Consider the following 23,057-nt stretch of genomic DNA (forward strand, 5'->3'; position numbering starts at 1 on the left):
CTTAGCGGTCCACGTCGGCCATAACGAAATCGATACTACCCAGGTACGCAATCAAGTCCGCGACCATTTCGCCTTTGATCACCGAAGGGATCTGCTGCAGGTGCGGGAAGCTTGGGGTGCGAATCCGGGTGCGGTAGCTCATGGTGCCGCCATCGCTCGTCAGGTAATAACTGTTGATGCCCTTGGTCGCTTCGATCATCTGGAAGGATTCGTTGGCCGGCATTACCGGGCCCCACGAAACTTGCAGGAAGTGCGTGATCAAGGTCTCGATGTGCTGCAGCGTGCGCTCTTTAGGCGGCGGCGTGGTCAGCGGGTGATCCGCCTTGTACGGCCCGGCCGGCATGTTGCGCATGCACTGCTCGATGATTTTCAGGCTCTGGCGCATTTCTTCGACGCGCACGATGCAGCGGTCGTAGGCATCGCCGTTGGCCGCCAGCGGGACTTCAAACTCGAAGTTCTCGTAGCCGGAATACGGACGCGCCTTGCGCAGGTCGAAATCGCAACCGGTCGAACGCAGGCCGGCACCCGTGACGCCCCATTCCAGGGCCTCTTTGGTGTTGTAGGCGGCGACGCCGATCGTACGGCCACGCAGGATGCTGTTGTCCAGAGCGGCTTTCTGGTACTCGTCCAGACGCTTGGGCATCCAGTCGATGAATTCCTTGACCAGGCGTTCCCAGCCGTTCGGCAGGTCGTGGGCAACACCGCCGATGCGGTACCAGGCCGGGTGCAGACGGAAGCCGGTGATGGCTTCGATCACCTTGTATGCGCGCTGACGGTCGGTAAACGTGAAGAACACCGGGGTCATTGCGCCCACGTCCTGGATGTATGTCCCCAGGAACAGCAGGTGGCTGGTGATACGGAAGAACTCGGCCATCATGATGCGGATGGTGTCTACCCGATCCGGTACCTTGATGCCCGCCAGCTTCTCGACCGACAGCACGTACGGCAGGTTGTTCATCACGCCGCCGAGGTAGTCGATACGGTCGGTGTACGGGATGAAGCTGTGCCAGGACTGGCGCTCGGCCATTTTTTCGGCACCACGGTGGTGGTAGCCGACGTCTGGCACGCAGTCGACGATCTCTTCACCGTCCAGCTGCAGAATGATGCGGAAGGCACCGTGAGCAGAAGGGTGGTTGGGGCCGAGGTTGAGGAACATGTAGTCCTCGTTTTCCCCGGAACGCTTCATGCCCCAGTCTTCGGGTTTGAAACGGGCGGCTTCTTCTTCCAGCTGAACCTTGGCCAGGGTCAGGCTGTACGGATCGAACTCAGTGGCCCGGGCCGGGAAGTCCTTGCGCAGCGGGTGACCTTCCCAGGTCGGCGGCATCATGATGCGCGACAGGTGCGGGTGGCCTTTGAAGTCGATACCGAACATGTCCCAGACTTCACGCTCGTACCAGTTGGCGTTCGGCCAGATACCGGTGATGGTCGGCACGCTCAGGTCACTTTCGGACAGCGCCACCTTGATCATGACGTCGCTGTTACGTTCAAGCGACATCAGGTGATAGAAGACGGTGAAGTCGGCACCCGATGGCAGGCCCTGACGCTTGGTGCGCAGACGTTCGTCCACACCGTGCAAGTCGTAGAGCATGACGTAAGGTTTTGGCAGGTTGCGCAGGAAGGTCAGTACTTCAACCAGTTTTGCGCGGGTAACCCAAAGCACCGGCATGCCGGTGCGCGTGGCCTGGGCAGTGAATGCCTCAGGGCCAAAACGGGTGTTCAGTTCGACAACCACATCTTGGTCGTCAGCCTTATAAGGCGGGATGTACAGAGCGGAGCCTGTAGTCATGGTTTTTTTATCGCTTTCGGTCAACGTAAAGAATGAAGCCAGTGTCTCGTTCTATTAAAGAAGCAGAGCTGGATCAGACTTCGTCGGGGCTGCGCAGGTTGGTCACCTGAATACGCTGTTCACGGCGCTGTTCCTTTTGTGACGGCATCTCGGCGCGATAAACGCCTTGTTCGCCGACAACCCAGGAAAGTGGGCGACGCTCCTGGCCAATCGACTCTTGCAAGAGCATCAAGCCCTGCAGAAAAGCCTCTGGGCGGGGTGGGCAGCCAGGCACGTAAACGTCCACGGGCAGGAACTTGTCGACCCCTTGAACCACGGAGTAAATGTCGTACATGCCACCGGAGTTGGCGCAAGAACCCATGGAAATAACCCATTTAGGCTCAAGCATTTGCTCATAGAGACGCTGAATGATCGGCGCCATCTTGATGAAGCAGGTACCGGCAATAACCATGAAATCCGCCTGACGCGGCGATGCCCGGATAACTTCGGCGCCAAAGCGCGCGATGTCGTGGGGCGCCGTGAAGGCGGTGGTCATCTCCACGTAGCAGCAGGACAGACCGAAGTTGTACGGCCACAGGGAGTTCTTACGTCCCCAATTGACCGTATTGTTCAGTACGTCCTCAAGCTTGCCCATGAAGATGTTTTTGTGGACTTGATCTTCTAACGGATCGGAAACGGTTTCCCGTTTGCCGATCGGGTACTGCTCGTTAGGAGCATCCGGGTCGATCCTGGTGAGTTCGTATTGCATCGCCAAAGCCTCATTGTTTCAGCTTGGCCTGCCGCTTACGACGAGCTTCCGGTGCCCAATCAAGAGCACCCACCCGAAATAGGTAGACAAGGCCTGCCAACAGAATTGCTATGAAAACGAGAGCTTCGACGAATCCGGTCCAGCCGCTTTCGCGAACAGACACAGACCAGGCAAAGAGAAAAAGGGCTTCGATATCGAAGATCACGAACAGCATCGCGACCAGATAGAATTTGGCTGAGAGCCGCAAGCGGGCGCCACCGGTAGGTAGCATGCCCGACTCGAACGGTTCGTTTTTGCTGCGCCCCCAGGCTTTTGACCCGAGGAGGCTGGAGACGCCGAGCATGAAGGCACAAAGGCCGACAACACCGAGAAGGAAAATGGCAAAGCCCCAGTTGTGGGCTATGAGTCCTGTCGCTTCGGGCATGCTGGTAATCCTTAACAGAGAGCAAAGGTCTCTGAGCTTAAAAAAGAAATAAAGCAGTGACGATATGTCGCAGCGCTATTGATGGCCGGGATTTTATGGCTAAACACCCGGCAAGTAAATTTTCTAAGATGAATTAATTCAATCCTTTAGTGGTAGAGACATCCATAAAGACTGTCCAGGCCACGTTGTACGGGCATTGCAGCGTGTTTTGGTGATTATGTTTGGTGGGGCAACCAATCAACAAAAGCAACTCTAAATGATAATTAATATCGTTTAAGCGCTTGTCTGTCAGGACTCCGCTGCGGGGGTGTGTGGAAGTTGGCTTATATATGTACCGGATGCAAGTTCCGGACTTGGCTTTTTACCCGATTCTTGTTTCCGGGTATGGACCTGGATCAGTTTTTCGTCGATTCAAAAGGTGTCGCTGCATGGGCTCGGTGCAGGTGCTGGCTTGCCAGTGACGCTGTCGTGCCGCAAGGAGGCATTGAGGCTGTGGCCGGCCAGCCAGCTTCTGCGGATTAATGGTCAGCAAAAAAAAGCCCCGAACCAGTCGGGGCGTCATGTTCAAGGCATTGCGTGTTTTTCTCGGCAGGTCAGGCAATGTCCCTGTTTCGTTTTTCGGCTGGCAATCAGTGGAACTGTTCTTCTTCAGTAGACCCGGTGAGGGCGGTTACTGAGGACGAGCCGCCTTGAATCACGGTGGTCATGTCGTCGAAGTAGCCAGTGCCCACTTCCTGCTGGTGCGCCACAAAGGTGTAGCCTTTGGCGGCGTCAGCGAACTCCTGCTCCTGCAGCTTCACGTAGGCGGTCATGTCGTTGCGGGCATAGTCGTGTGCCAGGTTGAACATGCTGTGCCACATGTTGTGGATGCCGGCCAGGGTGATGAACTGGTGCTTGTAGCCCATGGCTGACAGTTCGCGCTGGAACTTGGCGATGGTCGCGTCGTCCAGGTTCTTCTTCCAGTTGAAGGACGGCGAGCAGTTGTACGACAGCAGCTGGTCCGGGTATTCCTTTTTGATCGCTTCGGCAAAGCGACGGGCTTCGTCCAGATCCGGTTTGGCAGTCTCGCACCAGATCAGGTCGGCATACGGTGCGTAGGCCAGACCGCGGGCGATAGCCTGGTCCAGGCCGGCACGTACTTTGTAGAAGCCTTCCTTGGTCCGCTCGCCAGTGACGAATGGCTGGTCGTACGGGTCGCAGTCAGAGGTCAGCAGATCTGCTGCGTTGGCGTCGGTGCGGGCCAGGATGATGGTCGGTGTGCCGGCAACGTCTGCAGCCAGACGGGCTGCGGTCAGTTTTTGCACGGCTTCCTGGGTAGGCACCAGAACCTTGCCGCCCATGTGTCCGCATTTTTTAACCGAAGCCAGCTGGTCTTCGAAGTGAACGCCGGCGGCGCCTGCTTCGATCATGCTCTTCATCAGTTCGTAAGCGTTCAGCACGCCGCCGAAACCGGCTTCGGCGTCAGCCACGATCGGTGCGAAGTAGTCGATGTAACCCTGGTCGCCCGGGTTTTTGCCGGCTTTCCACTGGATCTGGTCGGCGCGACGGAATGAGTTGTTGATGCGCTTGACCACGGTTGGGACCGAGTCCACCGGGTACAGCGACTGATCGGGGTACATGGATTCAGCAGAGTTGTTGTCTGCTGCCACTTGCCAGCCCGACAGGTAGATAGCCTGGATGCCGGCCTTGACCTGTTGTACTGCCTGGCCCCCGGTCAGGGCGCCCATGCAGTTGACGAAATCTTTCTCGGGACGGAAGGACGGGTGTGCGCCCTGTGTCACCAGTTTCCACAGCTTGTCAGCGCCCATTTTTGCGAAGGTGTGCTCGGGTTGAACCGAGCCGCGCAGGCGGACCACGTCAGCAGCGGAGTAATCGCGAGTCACGCCTTTCCAGCGTGGATTTTCGGCCCAGTCTTTTTCAAGGGCTGCAATTTGCTGTTCGCGTGTCAGTGCCATGGAGATAAACCTCGTCGCATAGGTCTGGGTTGAAAAGTAGTTGCTCCACCAGGCACACAACAATGTTGTTAAGCGTGAATGGCTACTCGCTACAGACTCAGAGCCATTTGGGGGCCTCTGATTAGCGGGAGCGGGGCCATCATGCCTCTGCATTTTTACGTCGTCAAATGTTTTGTAGTGCTTTTTTCAAGGCACTACATAATTGCCGAAAAAACGACTTGCCGGTCAGTTTCGGGCCTTTTAGTCGAGAGCGTCTACTTTGACCCGCAAGGTCATGTCATCCGTTCCCTGGGTAGAGTAGGTGCGGGTTCCAGCCTGCTGGCCGGCCATATTCCGGCTATTGCTGCCGGCGAGGGTGATCCACTGACCCAGCGGGCCGCTGACTTGTGTGTCGGTATTTTGAATGTTCACTACATCCGGCTGTTCCTGGCTCATGCGGTCGCGGTTGGCGTTGATCGCCAGGTGTACCGTTTCACCTGTGACAGTGGCGGTCACGTAGAAACCCCGGGTGACATCCCGGTATTCGGTTTGCGTCAGCAGTCGTCCATACGCGTCTGTCTGCGTGCTGGTGAGTGGCACGCTCTGGCCGCTCTGGATAAACGCAGGCACCCCTTCGGTGGCCTGGATCTGCTGGGTGCCGCCATTGCGACTGGCCGTGCTGATTACCCGTGTTGAGCTGCTGGCGTCAGGCAGGTTGTTGTCGCTGGTATCCACGGTGATCAGCAGGCGCCTGGCTGGCTTGTCGAGTTGCGCAAGCAGGTCTTCGAGGTTTTTGATTTTTGAGGCAGAGGCCTCGACGATCAATTGATTGCCGTAGGCGCTGACTTTGCCGTTTTTACCGATAAAGTTCTGTGCGATGGGCAGCAGGTCGGTGCTGGTGCGGTTCTGCAGGGTGATGACCTGGGTATCGGCCAGGGCGCTGATGCTGCACAACAGTGCCAGGCTGGCGATGATGGCGCGTAGGGACATGTCCGTTATCTCCGCAATGCTGAAAAGGCATGGAGCGAGTGTGCCAGATAGCAAAACGCCCTGCGATCCGAAGATGGCAGGGCGTTTGGCTGGATCTTTTGCGGGAGCCGGCTTGCCGGCGATTGGGGTGGCCCGTTCCATGGCTCGGAACGAGGCGCTGCTATCGCGGGCAAGCCCGCTCCCACAGGGTGGGCATCAGCCCGCGCGCACCATATCAACGTGGGGAATACCTGCTTCCAGGAACTCCTCGCTGACGATCTTGAAGCCCAGTCGCTCGTAGAACGGCGTGGCGTGCACCTGGGCACTGAGCATTTGTTGCTTCAGGCCGCGCTTTTCAGCTTCGTTGATGGTTGCCTGCATCAGCGCATCACCGACTTTCAGACCGCGCCAGTCCTTGAGCACTGAAACCCGGCCGATATGGCCGTCAGGCAAGAGTCTGGCGGTACCAATCGGAAAGTCGCCTTCATAGGCCAGAAAATGCACTGCGTCGGCATCGTCTGCGTCCCACTCCAGCTCGGGCGGTACATGTTGTTCGGCAATAAACACCGCTTCACGAATGCGTCGAAGTTCGGCGTTGTCCTTTTGCCAGTTGGCGACACGTACGTGAATCTTATTCATCGGCGAACCCCAGGCTTCCTTGTTTAACCAGCTCGCAGAGCAGGTTGCGTCCGTCTTCATCGGCCAGCCATGGGCCGAGGTTGTCACTGTGCAGTGCATCGGCGGCACAGATCATTTTCAGCAGTTCGCGCAGCTTGCCCGGCAGCAGGCGGCTTTGACCGCTGGCAAACAGCAGCAGGTCTTCATCGACTTCGGACCAGGCCAGGCGGGCGCTCGGGTTGCGGATCAGGACCGCGCCCTGTTCCAGGCTGCCCAGCAGGTCTTCTTCTTCGAGCTCCGGCCCGGTAACGAGTTCCGGATAGCGCGGTTCGGTCATGAACTGGCCGAACCAGGTCAACAGCATGCGCTCATCGCTCATGTGCTCGGCCAGCAAGCCCTTCAGGCGATCCAGTGCGTCGTGCTGGATCTGGTGCGGATCGCTGACCGGCTGCGCGTCGGCATCGGTATAGCGTTCTTCGTCCGGCAGGTACTGGCTGAGGAAGTCGGTGAAGTGGGTCAGCACTTCAGCTGCGCTTGGGGCGCGGAAACCTACCGAATAGGTCAGGCAGTCATCCACGGCCACGCCGCAATGGGCCAGGCGCGGAGGCAGGTACAGCATGTCGCCCGGCTCCAGGGTCCACTCGTCGGTGGCCTGGAAATCGGCCAGGATGCGCAGGTCGGCGTGTTCCAGCAGTTTGCTTTCGGAATCACACATCTGGCCGATCTGCCAGTGGCGCTTGCCGTGGCCTTGCAGCAAGAACACGTCGTAGTTGTCGAAATGCGGACCAACGCTGCCACCCGGGGCGGCATAGCTGATCATCACGTCGTCGATACGCCAGCTTGGCAGGAAGCGGAAGTTTTCCAGCAGTTCGCCGACTTCAGGCACGAACTGATCGACCGCCTGCACCAGCAAGGTCCACTCACGTTCTGGCAGTTTGCCGAACTCGTCCTCGGCGAACGGGCCGCGGCGCAATTCCCATGGGCGCTCGCCGTGTTCGATGACCAGGCGTGATTCGACTTCTTCTTCAAGTGCCAGGCCGGCCAGTTCGTCGGCGTCGATCGGGCTTTCGAAGTCAGGTATGGCCTGACGGATCAGCAAGGGTTTCTTCTGCCAGTAGTCGCGCAGGAATTCCCGCGCAGTGATGCCGCCCAGAAGTTGAAGAGGAATATCAGGATTCATGTGTAACCTATTGAAAAATTGCGCTTTGTAATCGGGAATAAAAACGCCCGGCACGGCCGGGCGTTAGTAGGTCGTTGCAGCGGTCAGATGCGCTTGGCCTGTTCGATCGCGTTGCCAATGTAGTTGGCTGGCGTCAGCAGTTTCAGCTCGGCTTTGGCTGCTTGCGGCATTTCAAGGCCGTCGATGAAGGTTTGCAGTGCTTCTGGGCTGATGCCCTTGCCGCGGGTCAGCTCTTTGAGCTTCTCGTACGGGTTTTCAATGTTGTAGCGGCGCATTACGGTCTGGATCGGCTCGGCCAGGACTTCCCAGCAGGCGTCCAGGTCGGCAGCGATTTTCTGAGCGTTAAGCTCAAGCTTGCTGATGCCTTTGAGGCTGGCTTCGTACGCGATCACGCTGTGAGCAAAGCCCACGCCGAGGTTGCGCAGTACGGTGGAGTCGGTCAGGTCGCGCTGCCAGCGGGAAATTGGCAATTTGCTGGCCAGGTGCTGGAACAGCGCGTTGGCGATACCCAGGTTGCCTTCGGAGTTTTCGAAGTCGATCGGGTTGACCTTGTGCGGCATGGTCGAGGAACCGATTTCGCCGGCGATGGTGCGCTGCTTGAAGTAGCCTAGGGAGATGTAGCCCCAGATATCGCGATCGAAGTCGATCAGGATGGTGTTGAAGCGAGCGATGGCGTCGAACAGCTCGGCGATGTAGTCGTGCGGCTCGATCTGCGTGGTGTACGGGTTGAAGCCCAGGCCCAGTTCGTCTTCGATGAAGGCGCGGGCATTGGCTTCCCAGTCGATCTGCGGGTAGGCCGACAGGTGGGCGTTGTAGTTGCCCACGGCGCCGTTGATTTTGCCCAGCAGCGGGACTGCGGCCACCTGGGCGATTTGACGCTCCAGACGGTAAACCACGTTGGCCAGCTCTTTGCCCAGAGTGGTCGGCGAAGCCGGTTGGCCGTGGGTGCGCGACAGCATCGGCACGTCGGCGAACTTGATTGCCAGTTCGCGGATGGCTTCTGCGGTCTGGCGCATCAGCGGCAGCATCACGTCATCACGACCTTCGCGCAGCATCAGTGCGTGGGACAGGTTGTTGATGTCCTCGCTGGTGCAGGCAAAGTGGATGAATTCACTGACGTTGGCCAGCTCTGGCAGCTTGGCAGCCTGTTCCTTGAGCAGGTACTCAATGGCTTTGACGTCGTGGTTGGTGGTGCGCTCGATCTCTTTGACGCGCTCGGCGTGTTCCAGAGAGAAGTTTTCGGCCAGTTCATTCAGAACGGCGTTGGCTTCGGCGGAGAACGCCGGGACTTCAGGGATGGCGGCGTGAGCAGCCAGGCGCTGGAGCCAGCGGACTTCAACCAGAACGCGAGCACGGATCAAGCCGTATTCGCTGAAAATTGGGCGCAGGGCCTGGGTTTTGCCGGCGTAGCGGCCGTCAACAGGGGAAACCGCAGTGAGCGAAGAAAGCTGCATGGGGTGTTCTCGGACAGTCGGGCAACGAAATGGGGCGCGTATCATACATGAAAAAAACGGCCGGTCCGTTGCCAACTGACCGGCGTCATACGCATATCGACGTTACAAAGTGTGCCTGCTGGCGTGTTTCAGTTTCCGCGCAGCATCGGGTAAAGCTCTTTGAGCAGCTTGCGACGGCTGATTACCAGCTGCCAGCGATGGCCACCCAATTGACGCCAAAGCCGCGCTGAACGGATACCGGCCAGCAGCAGGGCGCGAATTTTTGCGGCGTTGTTCGGTTGTTGCAGATTGCGCATGTCACCGTGCACCTGAATGCGCTGGCGCAGCGTGCTCAGGGTGTCCTGGTACAGCGCGCCACAGGCGGCCACCACGTTTTCGTGGGCCGGGCCGAAGTGTTCGACCTGTGACTGGATCTGCGGCAGACGTTTGCCGATCAGTTCCAGCATGTCTTCACGCTTGGCCAGTTGTCGCTCCAGGCCGAGCATCGACAGGGCATAGCGCAAGGGCTCGCGCTGCAGTGTATTGGGGTCGCGCTCAAGGGCGCCGATCAGGGCCCGGTAGCCTTCACGCAGATTGATGTCGTCACCACCGTAGACTTCGAGCGTGTCCTTGGGGTCGCGAATCAACAGGCTGCCAAGCATGCAGCTCAAGTCAGCTTCGCTGATCTGGCCGGTTTTGGCGATTTTGTCCACCAGTACTGCAGCGAGGAACACACCGCCCAAGGCTATCAGTTGCTCCTGAGTGGGGTTCATGCGCGGCTGTCCTTGCTGGTCCAGGGTTCGGCAACTTCAATTACGCCACCGCCCAGGCACACTTCGCCGTCGTAAAACACCACGGACTGGCCGGGGGTGACGGCGCGTTGCGGATCATCGAAGGTGGCGCGATAGCCGGTAGCGGTCTTTTCCAGCGTGCAAGGCTGGTCGCTCTGGCGATAGCGGACCTTGGCGGTCAGGCGCAACGGGCTGCTCAGGTCGATCGGGTTGACCCAGTAAATTTCGGAGGCGAGCAGGGCGCGGGAAAACAGCCACGGGTGATCGTTGCCCTGGCCGACGATCAGCTCGTTATGCTCAAGGTCTTTGATCAGCACGTACCACGGCTCGTCACTGGCGTCTTTGAGGCCGCCGATGCCCAGGCCCTGGCGCTGGCCGATGGTGTGGTACATCAGGCCGTGGTGGCGGCCTATGACTTCACCTTCGGTATTTTTGATCTCGCCCGGTTGTGCCGGCAGGTATTGCTTGAGGAAGTCGCTGAAGCGGCGCTCGCCGATAAAGCAGATCCCGGTGGAGTCCTTTTTCTTCGCGGTGGCCAGATCGTGCTTTTCAGCAATCTTGCGCACTTCGGGCTTTTCCAGTTCGCCGACCGGGAACAGGGTCTTGGCGATTTGTTCGCCGCCGACGGCATGCAGGAAATAGCTCTGGTCCTTGTTCGGGTCCAGGCCCTTGAGCAGCTCGGTGCGGCCGTCAATATCGCGACGGCGCACATAGTGGCCGGTAGCGATCAGATCGGCACCCAGCATCACGGCGTAGTCGAGGAACGCCTTGAACTTGATTTCACGGTTGCACAGGATGTCCGGGTTCGGCGTGCGTCCGGCCTTGTATTCGGCCAGGAAGTGCTCGAACACGTTGTCCCAGTACTCGGCGGCAAAGTTGGCGGTGTGCAGCTTGATGCCGATTTTATCGCACACGGCCTGGGCGTCTGCTAGGTCATCCATGGCGGTGCAGTAATCCGTTCCGTCGTCTTCCTCCCAGTTCTTCATGAACAGGCCTTCCACCTGGTAGCCCTGCTCCATGAGCAGAACGGCGGAAACGGAAGAATCGACACCGCCGGACATGCCGACGATGACGCGCTGTTTTTCGGGGGCGACTAAGGCTGGATCACGCATAAGGTTTCAATGAGTGTCTTGAAAAAGGACGCGATTCTAGCAGGCCCGAGCGCTCAAGGCTAAACCGAAGGGCGGATTAACGTCAGGTCGAACAGTTTACCGTCCAGATAATCGTCGATGCACTGCAGACTCAGCTCGCTGCGCCAGCGATGGCGTTGCTCTATCAGCTCGTCGCGGGTCATCCATAGCGGGCCGATGATGCCGGTATCCAGCTGGTAGTCGGGGTGGTGTTTAACCGCTTTGCCGGCAAAGCACACGCGCTGGTAGGTCACGCCATTGCTGGGGGCGGTGTACAAATAAATGCCGATCACGCCGGTAAGTTCGACGTCGTAGCCGGTTTCTTCGAGGGTTTCGCGGATTGCAGCGTCGATCAGGCTTTCGTTCGGATCAAGATGGCCTGCGGGTTGGTTGAGCACGGCGCGTTCGCCTTTGAGCTCTTCGACCATCAGAAAACGGCCATTGTCTTCAACGACAGTGGCGACGGTGATGTGGGGTTTCCATTCCATGTGTAGGCCCTATGGGGTGCGGGGAGGGGCAGGATATATCCTGTGGGAGCTTGCAAGCCAGCGATCAGCTGGTGCGGCAGGTCAGATGCTGTGTGGTGAGCGTCCCCGCCAAGCCAGCTGCCATGGGGTTTGTATTGGCCCAAAAACACAAACCCCGGCGTCGTGGGCCGGGGTTTGTGTTGTTGCCTGTTGCCCTTACGCGGAAGCGATGATCGCGTTCAGCGTGGCGCTAGGGCGCATTACTTTGCTCACCTTGTCGGCGTCGGCGTGGTAGTAGCCACCGATGTCGACCGGCTTGCCCTGTACGGCGTTGAGTTCGGCAACAATTTTTGCCTCGTTCTCGGCCAGGGCTTTTGCCACAGGGGCGAACTGCGCTTGCAGTTCTTTGTCTTCAGTCTGGGCGGCCAGGGCTTGAGCCCAGTACAACGCCAGGTAGAAGTGGCTACCGCGGTTGTCGATATTGCCGACTTTGCGCGATGGCGACTTGTTGTTGTCGAGGAACTGGCCGGTGGCCTGATCCAGGGTCTTGGCCAACACCAACGCTTTCGGGTTGTTGTAGGTTGTGCCCAGGTGCTCCAGGGAGGCAGCCAGTGCCAGGAACTCACCCAGCGAGTCCCAACGCAGGAAGTTTTCTTCCAGCAATTGTTGTACGTGCTTGGGAGCCGAACCGCCTGCGCCGGTTTCAAACAGACCGCCGCCATTCATCAGGGGTACGATCGAGAGCATTTTGGCGCTGGTGCCCAGTTCCATGATCGGGAACAGGTCGGTCAGGTAGTCGCGCAGTACGTTGCCGGTCACCGAAATGGTGTCCAGACCCGCACGGGTGCGTTCCAGGGTGAACTTCATGGCATCTACCGGCGCCATGATGCGAATGTCCAGGCCGCTGGTGTCGTGATCCTTCAGGTAGGTTTCAACCTTTTTGATCATTTCGGCGTCGTGGCTACGCTTTGGATCGAGCCAGAACACGGCCGGAGTGTTGCTGGCACGAGCACGGTTCACGGCCAGTTTCACCCAGTCACGGATCGGCGCGTCTTTGGCCTGGCACATGCGCCAGATATCGCCTTCTTCAACCTTTTGTTCCATCAGCACGTTGCCGTTGCTGTCGGTTACCCGAACTACACCAGGGGTCTTGATCTGGAAGGTTTTGTCGTGGGAGCCGTACTCTTCGGCTTTTTGCGCCATCAGGCCAACGTTTGGCACGCTGCCCATGGTGGTTGGATCGAAGGCGCCGTGCTTCTGGCAGTCTTCGATGGTCGCCTGGTAGATGGTGGCGTAGCAGCGATCCGGGATCACGGCTTTGGTGTCTTGCAACTGGCCTTCGGTGTTCCACATTTTGCCGGAATCACGAATCATGGCCGGCATCGAGGCGTCAACGATGACGTCGCTCGGTACGTGCAGGTTGGTGATGCCTTTGTCGGAGTTCACCATCGCCAGCGCAGGGCGATCAGCGTACACCGCCTGGATATCAGCTTCGATTTCAGCTTGCTTCTCGGCCGGCAGGGCCTTGATGCGAGCGTACAGGTCGCCGATGCCGTTGTTCAGGTTGAAGCCGATTTCTTTCAGGGTGTCAGCGTGTTTATCCAGCGCATCTTTGTAGAACTCAGCCACGATCTGACCAAACATGATCGGGTCGGAGACCTTCATCATGGTGGCTTTCAAGTGAACCGAGAACAGTACGCCCTTTTTCTTGGCGTCTTCGATTTCGGCCGCGATGAACTCGCGCAATGCCTTTTTGCTCATTACGGAGCAATCGATGATCTCGCCGGCCTGAACCGCGGTTTTCTCTTTCAGGACGGTGGTGGTGCCGTCTTGAGCGATCAATTCGATTTTAACGCTGCCCGGGGCTTCGATCAGGGCAGACTTTTCGCTGCCATAGAAGTCGCCTTCGCTCATGTGAGCGACGTGGGATTTGGAGTCGGTACTCCATGCGCCCATTTTATGCGGGTGCTTGCGGGCATAGTTCTTGACCGACAGCGGTGCGCGGCGGTCGGAGTTGCCTTCGCGCAGTACCGGGTTTACGGCGCTGCCCATGACTTTGCTGTAACGCGCTTTGATTTCTTTTTCAGCGTCAGTAGTCACGGTCTCCGGGTAATCCGGAATGTCAAAGCCCTGCGCTTGCAGTTCTTTGATCGCGGCCTGCAATTGCGGGACCGAGGCGCTGATGTTAGGCAGCTTGATGATGTTGGCTTCAGGTGTAACGGCCAGGGCGCCCAGTTCGGCGAGGTGGTCTGCTACAGCCTTGGCACCCAATTGCTCGGGGAAGCTGGCAAGGATACGGCCTGCCAGAGAGATGTCGCGCGTCTCAACGGCGATATCAGCGCTAGCGGTAAAGGCTTCGATGATAGGCAGCAGTGAATAGGTGGCGAGCGCCGGAGCTTCGTCGGTGAAGGTATAGATGATCTTCGAACGGTTGGGCATTTCGGATTAACTCTCTTCTTTGCTGAGCGTGCTCAGATACTCGAGATGCGCAGGGTAGGCGCTTTCGTTCACAGTGAACAATGAGCCGAAAGTCGAGGTTCTTCGCGGTGATGTGAATGCATCAGTAGAGCGTCAAGCGGTCGAGCCGGGGTAACGACTCAGCCTTTCTAGGCCTGAAAGACTCATTCCAGTAGGTGTATCTGAGTGACTCCGTGGTCACCGGCGCAGTATACATAGGTCACTAATGTTCCTGCGAGGGCTGCGCAATATCGGAGATCATCCATTGGTCTAAGAATGGATTGTACGATGTGCCGGTAGCTGGTGCCTGGTCCTTTGTTTCCGGGCTTGTCCGGACAATGTCACACCGAGGGTATTAATGTGGAACATCGGTTTTGCGCGCTGATTTAACCTGATTGTGCCCGGCCATAAAAAAACCGGCCGGTTCGGGTAGGCGAACAGGCCGGTTTTTTATGTGGCAGGTTGTGTGCTGGCGGGTCAGGCCGGAAGGCTGCTGGCCTCTGGTTCGGTCACTGGCGAAAGCGCAATGGCTTTGGCGTCGGTAATCGCCACGGCATGCAGGCCTTTAGGGCCTTGGGTAATTTCGAAGCTTACGGGTTGGCCGGCCTTGAGTGTCTTGTAGCCGTCCATCTGAATGGCGGAAAAGTGGGCAAAAAAGTCGATTTCGTTACCGTCGTCATCTTTGCCTTCCTTGGCCTCTGTGTTGATAAAGCCGAAGCCTTTGGCATTGTTGAACCACTTGACCTTGCCTTGCATACTCATATCCCTCTGCTGCAAACGACTCCATCACTGGAGTATCATCCAGTTCTCTCGCACATGAACCACTAAATATGGTTGACTGCGCGGACCTTTATTCCCCACTGTGGGTTGCATTGGTTGTAACACCGTTTTACCGATAGTCAAGGTCACGCGGCGGCGCTGTTGAAATTTGACACGTTTGCCTCCATCACTGTAATCGATCAACGACGAACCTTTCTTTCCATGCATGCAATCAGCCAGACTCGACTAACATTCAATCAGGATCAGCCCGATTTTGATGGCGAAGACTCCGCTGGCTTGGCTGTGCAAGAGGCTAAGCCTGCGCTCCAGGCGCCGCCGATGTACAAGGTGGTTTTGTTTAACGATGACTACACACCCATGGATTTCGTTGTAGAAATACTTGAGGTGTTCTTTAACTTGAATCGCGAATTGGCGACCAAGGTCATGCTGGCCGTCCATACAGAAGGACGGGCTGTGTGCGGCATCTATACCCGCGACATTGCCGAGACCAAGGCGGCGCAGGTAAACCAGTACGCACGCGAAAGTCAGCATCCGCTACTCTGTGAAATCGAGAAGGACGGTTAACGCCGACCACTTGGGTATGAGGTGAAGCCATGTTAAATCGCGAGCTCGAAGTCACCCTCAATCTGGCCTTCAAGGAAGCCCGCTCCAAACGTCATGAATTCATGACGGTTGAGCACCTCCTTCTTGCGCTTTTGGATAATGAGGCGGCCGCAACCGTTCTACGCGCCTGTGGCGCAAACCTCGACAAACTCAAGCATGACCTGCAAGAGTTTATTGATTCCACGACTCCCCTTATCCCTGCCCACGATGAAGATCGCGAAACCCAGCCAACCCTGGGCTTCCAGCGCGTCTTGCAGCGTGCCGTATTCCATGTACAAAGCTCTGGCAAACGTGAGGTCACGGGTGCCAATGTACTGGTTGCGATTTTTAGCGAACAAGAAAGCCAGGCAGTGTTTCTGCTCAAGCAGCAGAGCGTTGCGCGTATTGATGTGGTCAACTTCATTGCCCATGGCATTTCCAAGGTCCCGGGGCAGGGCGATCACTCCGACGGCGAAAATGACATGCAGGATGAAGAGGGTGGCGAATCGTCGTCCTCAAGCAATCCGCTGGACGCCTATGCCAGTAATTTGAATGAACTGGCTCGCCAGGGTCGCATCGATCCTCTGGTGGGGCGCGAAATGGAAGTTGAGCGTGTCGCCCAGATCCTGGCGCGTCGTCGCAAAAACAACCCATTGCTGGTCGGTGAGGCCGGCGTGGGTAAAACCGCAATTGCCGAAGGTCTGGCCAAGCGTATCGTCGACAATCAAGTGCCGGACTTGCTGGCTAACAGCATCGTCTATTCCCTTGATCTCGGCGCCTTGCTGGCTGGTACCAAGTACCGTGGTGATTTCGAGAAGCGTTTCAAGGCGTTGCTCGGCGAACTGAAAAAGCGTCCGCATGCGATTTTGTTTATCGACGAAATCCACACCATCATTGGTGCGGGCGCGGCCTCTGGTGGCGTTATGGACGCCTCCAACCTGCTTAAGCCGCTATTGTCCTCGGGTGATATCCGCTGTATCGGTTCGACGACGTTCCAGGAGTTTCGCGGGATCTTCGAAAAAGACCGGGCACTGGCGCGGCGCTTCCAGAAAGTCGATGTGTCCGAGCCTTCGGTTGAAGACACCATCGGTATCCTGCGTGGCCTCAAGGGCCGTTTCGAGCAGCATCACGGTATCGAATACAGTGATGAGGCCTTGCGCGCGGCGGCTGAACTGGCTTCGCGCTACATCAACGATCGGCACATGCCGGACAAGGCGATTGATGTGATCGACGAGGCAGGGGCATATCAGCGCCTGCAGCCGGTGGAGAAGCGTGTAAAGCGCATCGAAGTGGAGCAGGTCGAAGATATCGTTGCGAAAATCGCCCGTATTCCTCCTAAGCACGTATCCAGTTCAGACAAGGAACTGCTGCGTAACCTGGAGCGGGATCTGAGAATGACCGTATTCGGTCAGGAAGCCGCTATTGATTCGTTGTCAACGGCGATCAAGCTGTCCCGTGCCGGCCTCAAGTCCCCTGACAAGCCTGTCGGCTCGTTCCTGTTCGCAGGTCCGACCGGGGTTGGTAAAACCGAAGCTGCCCGCCAGCTGGCCAAGGCTTTGGGGATCGAACTGGTACGTTTCGACATGTCCGAGTATATGGAGCGTCACACCGTGTCGCGCCTGATCGGTGCGCCTCCAGGGTATGTCGGTTTCGATCAGGGCGGCTTGCTGACGGAAGCCATCACCAAGCAGCCGCATTGCGTGCTGCTGCTCGATGAGATCGAGAAGGCTCATCCTGAGGTCTTTAACCTGCTGCTGCAGGTCATGGACCACGGTACGCTGACCGATAACAACGGGCGCAAGGCCGACTTCCGCAACGTGATCGTGATCATGACCACCAATGCGGGCGCCGAGACGGCTTCGCGGGCTTCCATCGGGTTCACGATTCAGGATCATGCTTCCGATGCAATGGAAGCGATCAAGAAGAGCTTTACTCCGGAGTTCCGTAACCGTCTGGACACCATTATTCAATTTGGTCGCCTCAGTCATGAGGTTATCAAGCATGTGGTGGACAAGTTCCTCACCGAGTTGCAGGCGCAGCTGGATGACAAGCACGTGCAACTGGTGGTGTCGGACGAGGCTCGTGGCTGGTTGGCTGCGGGGGGCTACGATGCGTTGATGGGTGCACGCCCTATGGCGCGTCTGATCCAGGACAAGATCAAGCGTCCGCTGGCTGAAGAGATTCTCTTTGGTGAACTGGCCGATCATGGCGGTGTGGTACATATCGACCTGAAAGACGGCGAGCTGACCTTTGAGTTTGAAACTGCGGTAGAAATGGCTTGATGTGACATTGCTGCAAAAAAAAGCGCCGAAAGGCGCTTTTTTTATGGGTGGACTGTTTATGGAGGCTGCGGCGCTAGGCCAGCTCGCTCCGGCAGGGGGTGGTCAAATCGCGGACACACAAAAACGCCCGGCAGAACCGGGCGTTTTGTATTGACTTGATTAACGAGCGCGGTAAGTGATGCGCCCTTTGCTCAAGTCATAGGGCGTCAGCTCGACGCGCACTTTGTCGCCGGTAAGAATACGAATGTAGTTCTTGCGCATCTTGCCGGAAATATGCGCGGTTACGACGTGCCCATTTTCCAACTCCACACGAAACATGGTGTTGGGCAGGGTGTCGACGACAGTGCCTTCCATTTCGAAGCTGTCTTCTTTCGACATGCAGTAAAGCCCTCGGTGTCCAATGAATGGCCCGGTGCAACTGCGCCAGGCAAAAGCGGCGTGCATTGTGCCCGAAAAATGGGGTTTAAGCCAAGGGTTCAGTTAACAGTGCTCCATCGCTGATTTATCAGCAGCTCTATCGGCCGATATTCAGTCTTGTAATTCATCTTTTTGCAGTTCTTGATCCAGTACCCCAAATACAGTGCATCCAGCCCCAGGCGCCTGGCTTCGGCGATCTGCCAGAGAATCCCGTATCGCCCCAGACTGCGGCGCTCTTCGGCAGGTTCGTAGAAGGTATAGACCGCCGATAAACCGTTGGGCAGTACGTCGGTCACGGCGACCGCCAACAGGCGTCCATCAAGGCGAAATTCGTAGAATGTAGAGAACGGCAGGTCGCGTACCAAAAAAGTCGAAAACTGGTCGCGGCTCGGTGGATACATGTCGCCATCGGCATGCCGCTGCTCGATATAGCGCTGATACAGACCAAAGTTCTCTTCGCTGAAGCCGGGTTTTACCGCTTGCACCTGCAGGTCGGCATTACGCTTGAAAATACGTTTTTGCTGGCGGTTGGGCATAAAGCGCGCGACAGGAATCCGCGCCGGGGTGCACGCATCGCACTTCAGGCAATGGGGACGATAGAGGTGATCACCACTGCGCCGGAAACCCATTTCGGACAAGTCGGCATAGACCTGCACATCCATCGGCTGGCTGGGGTCGAGGAACAGCGTGGTGGCTTGTTCATCGGGCAGGTAGCTGCAAACGTGAGGTTGAGTGGCATAAAACTTCAAACGCGCCAGCTCGGTCATGATGGGCCCTCGGGAAATCTTTTGAATTAAGTGTAAGCCAGTGCGCAAAACTCGCCTATAAAACCCTGCCTGCAATAACTGCAGCCAGCGACGAGGCTACAGAGGTGTGGCCCACGCCGCGGTTGAGGGTTGGTCCAGATGCTGGCGCAGGTAGTCGGCAAACTGTTGGCGCGGGATTGAGCGTGCACCCAGGCTTTCCAGATGATTGGTCGGCATTTGGCAATCAATCAGCACGAAACCCCAGGCCTGGAGTTGCCTGACCAGTGTGGCAAAGCCGAATTTTGAAGCGTTATCGGCCCGGCTGAACATGGACTCGCCAAAAAATAGCTGGCCCATTGCCAGGCCGTACAGGCCGCCGACCAGTGTGCCGTTATCCCAGACCTCCACCGAATGGGCGTGCCCGCGGGCGTGAAGTTCGGTGTAGGCGTTTTGCATGTCGTCGGTGATCCAGGTGCCATCCGCGTAACTGCGGGGTGCGGCGCAGGCCTGGATGACACTTGCGAAGTCACGATCAAAGCTCACCTGGTAGCGTTGCTGGCGCAAGAGTTTCCCCAGGCTGCGGGATACATGTAGTTCCTCGGGGAACAGCACTGTGCGCGGATCGGGCGACCACCAGAGAATGGGCTGGCCTTCGGAAAACCACGGAAAGCAGCCATGGCGGTAGGCCTGGATCAGGCGGTCGGCTGATAGATCGCCGCCCGCGGCCAAAAGTCCGTTGGGCTCGCGCATGGCTTTGGTAAGCGGCGGGAATGTCAGGGTGTCGCGTTTTAACCAGGTCAGCATGGCAATCCGTCTTGCGGGAGAAGGGGAGGGCGGTTGCAACTCTGTCGCGCAAATGCGGTCTCAGTCGATCTGCCAGTTAAATGTAAGCTCTGTTTTGACGGTGGTATAAGTCTTTGTCACAAAAGGTAATACATGCTCAAATTGGCGCTTCTCAGCCAGTCGCGCGCCGATTTTGCCCGCGCCTTGAGGCCACGTGGCATCAGCGGCTTAAACCCGTACAATGGCCCGCCTGTTTGAGCTGATCTAGACTGCACGGAAGTCACTGCAGACTACTGCGGGTAATAGTACAAGGCTGTGTACAGCGCTGGTCAGTTTCATGTCGGAACTTGTCACCTGCTCAATATGGGCAGTACTTTGCAGTCAATTTAGTCAATTAATAGTTGGGCGCGCCAAAGGCGCAGGAAAAGACCCGTTTTGAAGAAATCCACAGCAGCAGCACCCAAAGCCGTTCCTCTCTGGCGTCAGCAATTGCACTACCGGCTCAAGGAAGGTGCATTGATCGCTATTGGCGCCCTATGCCTGTTCATGATCATGGCCTTGCTGACCTACGGCAAGGACGATCCCGGCTGGAGCCATAACAGCCGCGTAGTCGATGTGCAGAACTTCGGCGGACCTGCTGGCTCCTACAGCGCTGACATCCTGTTTATGGTGCTCGGTTACTTTGCCTACATCTTTCCGTTGCTGCTGGCGATCAAGGCCTGGCAGATCTTCCGTGAGCGGCATCAGCCCTGGCAGTGGAGCGGCCTGTTGTTCTCGTGGCGCCTGGTAGGTCTGATATTTCTGGTGCTATCGGGCGCAGCCCTGGCCCATATCCACTTCCATTCGGCCGCAGGTTTGCCGGCTGGCGCGGGCGGTGCACTGGGCGAAAGCCTGGGTGATCTGGCCAAGAACGCACTGAACATCCAGGGCAGTACCTTGCTGCTGATTGCGTTGTTCCTGTTCGGGCTGACGGTGTTCACCGACCTGTCATGGTTCAAGGTCATGGACGTCACCGGTAAAATCACCCTCGATCTGTTCGAGCTGATCCAGGGCGCAGCCAATCGCTGGTGGTCGGACCGCAACGAGCGCAAACAGCTTGTTGCCCAGTTGCGTGAAGTCGACACCCGGGTCAGTGAAGTGGTCGCCCCAAGCGTGTCTGACAAGCGTGAACAGGCCAAGGCCAAGGAGCGCCTGATCGAGCGCGAACAGGCATTGACCAAGCACATGTCCGAGCGTGAAAAACACGTGCCGGCGGTCATCGCTCCGGCGCCGGCCAAAGTGCCCGAGCCGAGCAAGCGGGTCCAAAAAGAGAAGCAGGCACCGTTGTTTGTAGACAGCGCGGTTGAAGGCACCTTGCCGCCGATCTCTATTCTTGACCCGGCCGAGAAGAAACAACTCAATTACTCCCCTGAGTCCTTGGCGGCTGTAGGTCATCTGCTTGAAATCAAACTCAAGGAATTCGGGGTCGAAGTGTCGGTGGATTCGATCCACCCGGGCCCGGTGATCACCCGTTACGAAATTCAACCGGCGGCCGGGGTCAAGGTCAGCCGCATTGCCAACCTGGCCAAGGACCTGGCGCGCTCGCTGGCGGTGACCAGCGTACGGGTGGTTGAAGTCATTCCGGGCAAAACCACCGTGGGTATCGAAATCCCCAACGAAGACCGCCAGATCGTGCGGTTCTCTGAAGTGCTGTCGACCCCCGAGTTTGATGACGCCAAGTCTCCAGTCACCCTGGCGTTGGGCCACGATATTGGTGGCAAACCGGTGATTACCGACCTGGCCAAGATGCCGCACTTGCTGGTGGCCGGTACCACCGGTTCCGGTAAGTCCGTAGGCGTGAACGCCATGATTTTGTCGATTTTGTTCAAGTCGGGCCCGGAAGACGCCAAGCTGATCATGATCGACCCGAAAATGCTTGAACTGTCGATCTATGAAGGCATTCCGCATTTGCTGTGCCCTGTGGTCACGGACATGAAAGATGCGGCTAACGCCCTGCGCTGGAGCGTTGCCGAGATGGAGCGGCGCTACAAGTTGATGGCCAAGATGGGGGTACGAAACCTCGCGGGCTTCAACCAGAAGATCAAGGATGCCGAGGCTGCCGGCGAGCCGCTGACCGATCCGCTGTACAAGCGCGAAAGCATCCATGACGAAGCGCCGCTGCTGGTCAAGTTGCCCACCATCGTGGTGGTGGTCGACGAATTTGCCGACATGATGATGATCGTCGGTAAGAAGGTCGAAGAACTGATTGCCCGTATCGCCCAGAAAGCGCGGGCTGCGGGTATTCACCTGATCCTCGCCACCCAGCGTCCGTCGGTGGATGTGATCACCGGTCTGATCAAGGCCAACATTCCGACCCGTATGGCGTTCCAGGTGTCGAGCAAGATCGACTCGCGCACCATTATCGACCAGGGTGGTGCCGAACAACTGCTGGGCCATGGCGACATGCTCTACATGCCGCCCGGCACCAGCCTGCCGATTCGTGTGCACGGCGCTTTCGTTTCGGACGAAGAAGTGCACCGTGTGGTTGAAGCCTGGAAGCTGCGTGGCAGCCCTGATTACAACGATGACATCCTGGCCGGCGTTGAAGAGCCGGGTAGCGGCTTTGATGGCGGCAGCAGTGAGGGCAGTGACGACGCTGAAACCGATGCCTTGTATGACGAGGCGGTTCAGTTTGTACTCGAAAGCCGTCGTGCCTCGATCTCTGCAGTGCAGCGCAAGCTGAAAATTGGATATAACCGGGCCGCTCGCATGATCGAGTCCATGGAAATGGCCGGGGTTGTCACGTCAATGAATACCAATGGCTCGCGTGAAGTGCTGGCGCCGGCCCCAATGCGCGACTGATTTGCCTGCGGGCATTCGCGAGCAGCGTTCAACTAATCAATGAGGATTTCCATGCGTTTTGTCAGCATGCTTTTGCTGCCGGTATTGGCCTTTACTGCATTTTCGGCCAGTGCTGCCCAGCCTGATGTTCAGAGTTTGACCAACCTTCTGGAAAAGTCGAAAACCCTGACCGCCCGTTTTTCGCAGATGACCCTCGATGGCAGCGGCACGCAGTTGCAGGAGACCGCAGGTGAAATGGCGCTGCAACGCCCGGGCTTGTTCTACTGGCATACCGATGCGCCTCAAGAACAGACCATGATTTCCGATGGTCAGAAAGTAACCCTGTGGGACCCGGACCTGGAGCAGGTGACGATCAAGAAGCTTGATCAGCGTCTGACCCAGACCCCGGCCTTGCTGCTCTCGGGCGATGTGTCGAAAATCAGCGAAAGCTTTGATATTTCCTCCAGGCAAGCCGGAGAAGTCATCGACTTCGTGCTCAAACCGAAGACCAAAGACACGTTGTTCGACTCGCTGAGCCTGTCCTTCCGCAAGGGCGTGATCAACAACATGCGCCTGGTCGACAGCGTGGGTCAGCGTACCGACATCCTGTTCAACGGGGTCAAGGCCAACGAACCGATCCCGGCCTCCAAATTCAAGTTCGATATCCCGAAAGGGGCTGATGTCATCCAGGAGTAATCCCGGACCAAGAG

The 23,057-nt window shown here is 57.5% G+C and carries 20 protein-coding genes; 4 read left to right on the forward strand and 16 right to left on the reverse strand.

Going from position 1 to position 23,057, the window contains the following annotated elements; genetic code table 11:
* Position 1: 1 nt before the first annotated feature.
* The 13 genes from nuoC to WG29040_RS06935 all read right to left on the reverse strand — a co-directional run bounded on the left by nuoC (position 2) and on the right by WG29040_RS06935 (position 14,693).
* The gene (gene nuoC / locus WG29040_RS06875) at positions 2-1,786 is read right to left on the reverse strand and encodes an NADH-quinone oxidoreductase subunit C/D (protein WP_003446985.1); all 1,785 of its coding nucleotides are present in this window, start codon (positions 1,784-1,786) and stop codon (positions 2-4) included.
* 73 nt (positions 1,787-1,859) lie between these two features.
* Entirely contained in the window at positions 1,860-2,534 is a 675-nt protein-coding gene (locus WG29040_RS06880) for an NADH-quinone oxidoreductase subunit B family protein (RefSeq protein ID WP_003446989.1), read from the reverse strand.
* Between the two features lie 10 nt (positions 2,535-2,544).
* On the reverse strand, positions 2,545-2,958 hold the full coding sequence (locus WG29040_RS06885; RefSeq protein ID WP_003446990.1) for an NADH-quinone oxidoreductase subunit A: 414 nt from the start codon (positions 2,956-2,958) through the stop codon (positions 2,545-2,547).
* A 629-nt stretch (positions 2,959-3,587) separates the two neighbouring features.
* A complete protein-coding gene (gene aceA, locus WG29040_RS06890; RefSeq protein WP_003446991.1) occupies positions 3,588-4,913 on the reverse strand; it encodes an isocitrate lyase in 1,326 nt (441 codons plus the stop codon).
* A gap of 240 nt (positions 4,914-5,153) precedes the next feature.
* A complete protein-coding gene (locus WG29040_RS06895) occupies positions 5,154-5,882 on the reverse strand; it encodes a secretin N-terminal domain-containing protein (RefSeq protein ID WP_003446993.1) in 729 nt (242 codons plus the stop codon).
* 195 nt (positions 5,883-6,077) lie between these two features.
* Complete coding sequence (locus WG29040_RS06900; protein WP_003447004.1) at positions 6,078-6,500, reverse strand: GNAT family N-acetyltransferase; 423 nt, start codon at positions 6,498-6,500, stop codon at positions 6,078-6,080.
* Entirely contained in the window at positions 6,493-7,659 is a 1,167-nt protein-coding gene (locus WG29040_RS06905; RefSeq protein ID WP_003447014.1) for a cupin domain-containing protein, read from the reverse strand. The genes WG29040_RS06900 and WG29040_RS06905 overlap by 8 nt, the downstream gene beginning before the upstream one ends.
* 83 nt (positions 7,660-7,742) lie before the next feature.
* Positions 7,743-9,113, reverse strand: coding sequence for an adenylosuccinate lyase (purB, locus tag WG29040_RS06910; RefSeq protein WP_003447016.1), 1,371 nt, complete (start codon positions 9,111-9,113; stop codon positions 7,743-7,745).
* A 128-nt stretch (positions 9,114-9,241) separates the two neighbouring features.
* Entirely contained in the window at positions 9,242-9,865 is a 624-nt protein-coding gene (gene hflD, locus WG29040_RS06915) for a high frequency lysogenization protein HflD (RefSeq protein ID WP_127195897.1), read from the reverse strand.
* A complete protein-coding gene (gene mnmA / locus WG29040_RS06920) occupies positions 9,862-10,995 on the reverse strand; it encodes a tRNA 2-thiouridine(34) synthase MnmA (protein WP_003447019.1) in 1,134 nt (377 codons plus the stop codon). Before mnmA ends, hflD begins: the two co-directional genes overlap by 4 nt.
* Before the next feature lie 59 nt (positions 10,996-11,054).
* Positions 11,055-11,501 carry an NUDIX hydrolase gene (locus WG29040_RS06925; protein ID WP_003447021.1) on the reverse strand — a complete coding sequence of 149 codons (447 nt, stop codon included), beginning with the start codon at positions 11,499-11,501 and terminating at the stop codon, positions 11,055-11,057.
* Positions 11,502-11,696: 195 nt separating this feature from the next.
* On the reverse strand, positions 11,697-13,919 hold the full coding sequence (locus WG29040_RS06930) for an NADP-dependent isocitrate dehydrogenase (protein ID WP_003447023.1): 2,223 nt from the start codon (positions 13,917-13,919) through the stop codon (positions 11,697-11,699).
* 495 nt (positions 13,920-14,414) lie between these two features.
* Positions 14,415-14,693 carry a cold shock domain-containing protein gene (locus tag WG29040_RS06935; RefSeq protein WP_003447025.1) on the reverse strand — a complete coding sequence of 93 codons (279 nt, stop codon included), beginning with the start codon at positions 14,691-14,693 and terminating at the stop codon, positions 14,415-14,417.
* Between the two features lie 225 nt (positions 14,694-14,918).
* On the opposite strand from WG29040_RS06935, the gene clpS reads away from it, so the two are divergent.
* The gene (gene clpS / locus WG29040_RS06940) at positions 14,919-15,281 is read left to right on the forward strand and encodes an ATP-dependent Clp protease adapter ClpS (protein WP_003447027.1); all 363 of its coding nucleotides are present in this window, start codon (positions 14,919-14,921) and stop codon (positions 15,279-15,281) included.
* 29 nt (positions 15,282-15,310) lie between these two features.
* Positions 15,311-17,581 carry an ATP-dependent Clp protease ATP-binding subunit ClpA gene (gene clpA, locus WG29040_RS06945; RefSeq protein WP_003447030.1) on the forward strand — a complete coding sequence of 757 codons (2,271 nt, stop codon included), beginning with the start codon at positions 15,311-15,313 and terminating at the stop codon, positions 17,579-17,581.
* Between the two features lie 159 nt (positions 17,582-17,740).
* On the opposite strand, the gene infA is transcribed toward clpA, so the two are convergent.
* The 3 genes from infA to aat form a co-directional block, all read right to left on the reverse strand.
* Positions 17,741-17,959 (reverse strand): translation initiation factor IF-1, encoded by a 219-nt coding sequence (gene infA / locus WG29040_RS06950; protein ID WP_002553999.1) that lies wholly within the window; start codon positions 17,957-17,959, stop codon positions 17,741-17,743.
* Positions 17,960-18,057: 98 nt separating this feature from the next.
* Positions 18,058-18,765, reverse strand: a complete 708-nt coding sequence (locus WG29040_RS06955; protein WP_003447032.1) for an arginyltransferase — start codon at positions 18,763-18,765, stop codon at positions 18,058-18,060.
* 96 nt (positions 18,766-18,861) lie between these two features.
* A complete protein-coding gene (gene aat / locus WG29040_RS06960) occupies positions 18,862-19,548 on the reverse strand; it encodes a leucyl/phenylalanyl-tRNA--protein transferase (RefSeq protein ID WP_003447034.1) in 687 nt (228 codons plus the stop codon).
* Positions 19,549-19,920: 372 nt separating this feature from the next.
* Here aat and WG29040_RS06965 point away from each other — a divergent pair, with 372 nt between their 5' ends.
* Positions 19,921-22,368 carry a DNA translocase FtsK gene (locus WG29040_RS06965; protein WP_177412945.1) on the forward strand — a complete coding sequence of 816 codons (2,448 nt, stop codon included), beginning with the start codon at positions 19,921-19,923 and terminating at the stop codon, positions 22,366-22,368.
* A gap of 51 nt (positions 22,369-22,419) precedes the next feature.
* Positions 22,420-23,043 carry an outer membrane lipoprotein chaperone LolA gene (gene lolA, locus WG29040_RS06970; protein ID WP_003447038.1) on the forward strand — a complete coding sequence of 208 codons (624 nt, stop codon included), beginning with the start codon at positions 22,420-22,422 and terminating at the stop codon, positions 23,041-23,043.
* Positions 23,044-23,057: the final 14 nt, after the last annotated feature.

This window comes from Pseudomonas sp. PAMC 29040 (assembly GCF_003994535.1).
GTDB classification, from domain to species: domain Bacteria; phylum Pseudomonadota; class Gammaproteobacteria; order Pseudomonadales; family Pseudomonadaceae; genus Aquipseudomonas; species Aquipseudomonas paraversuta.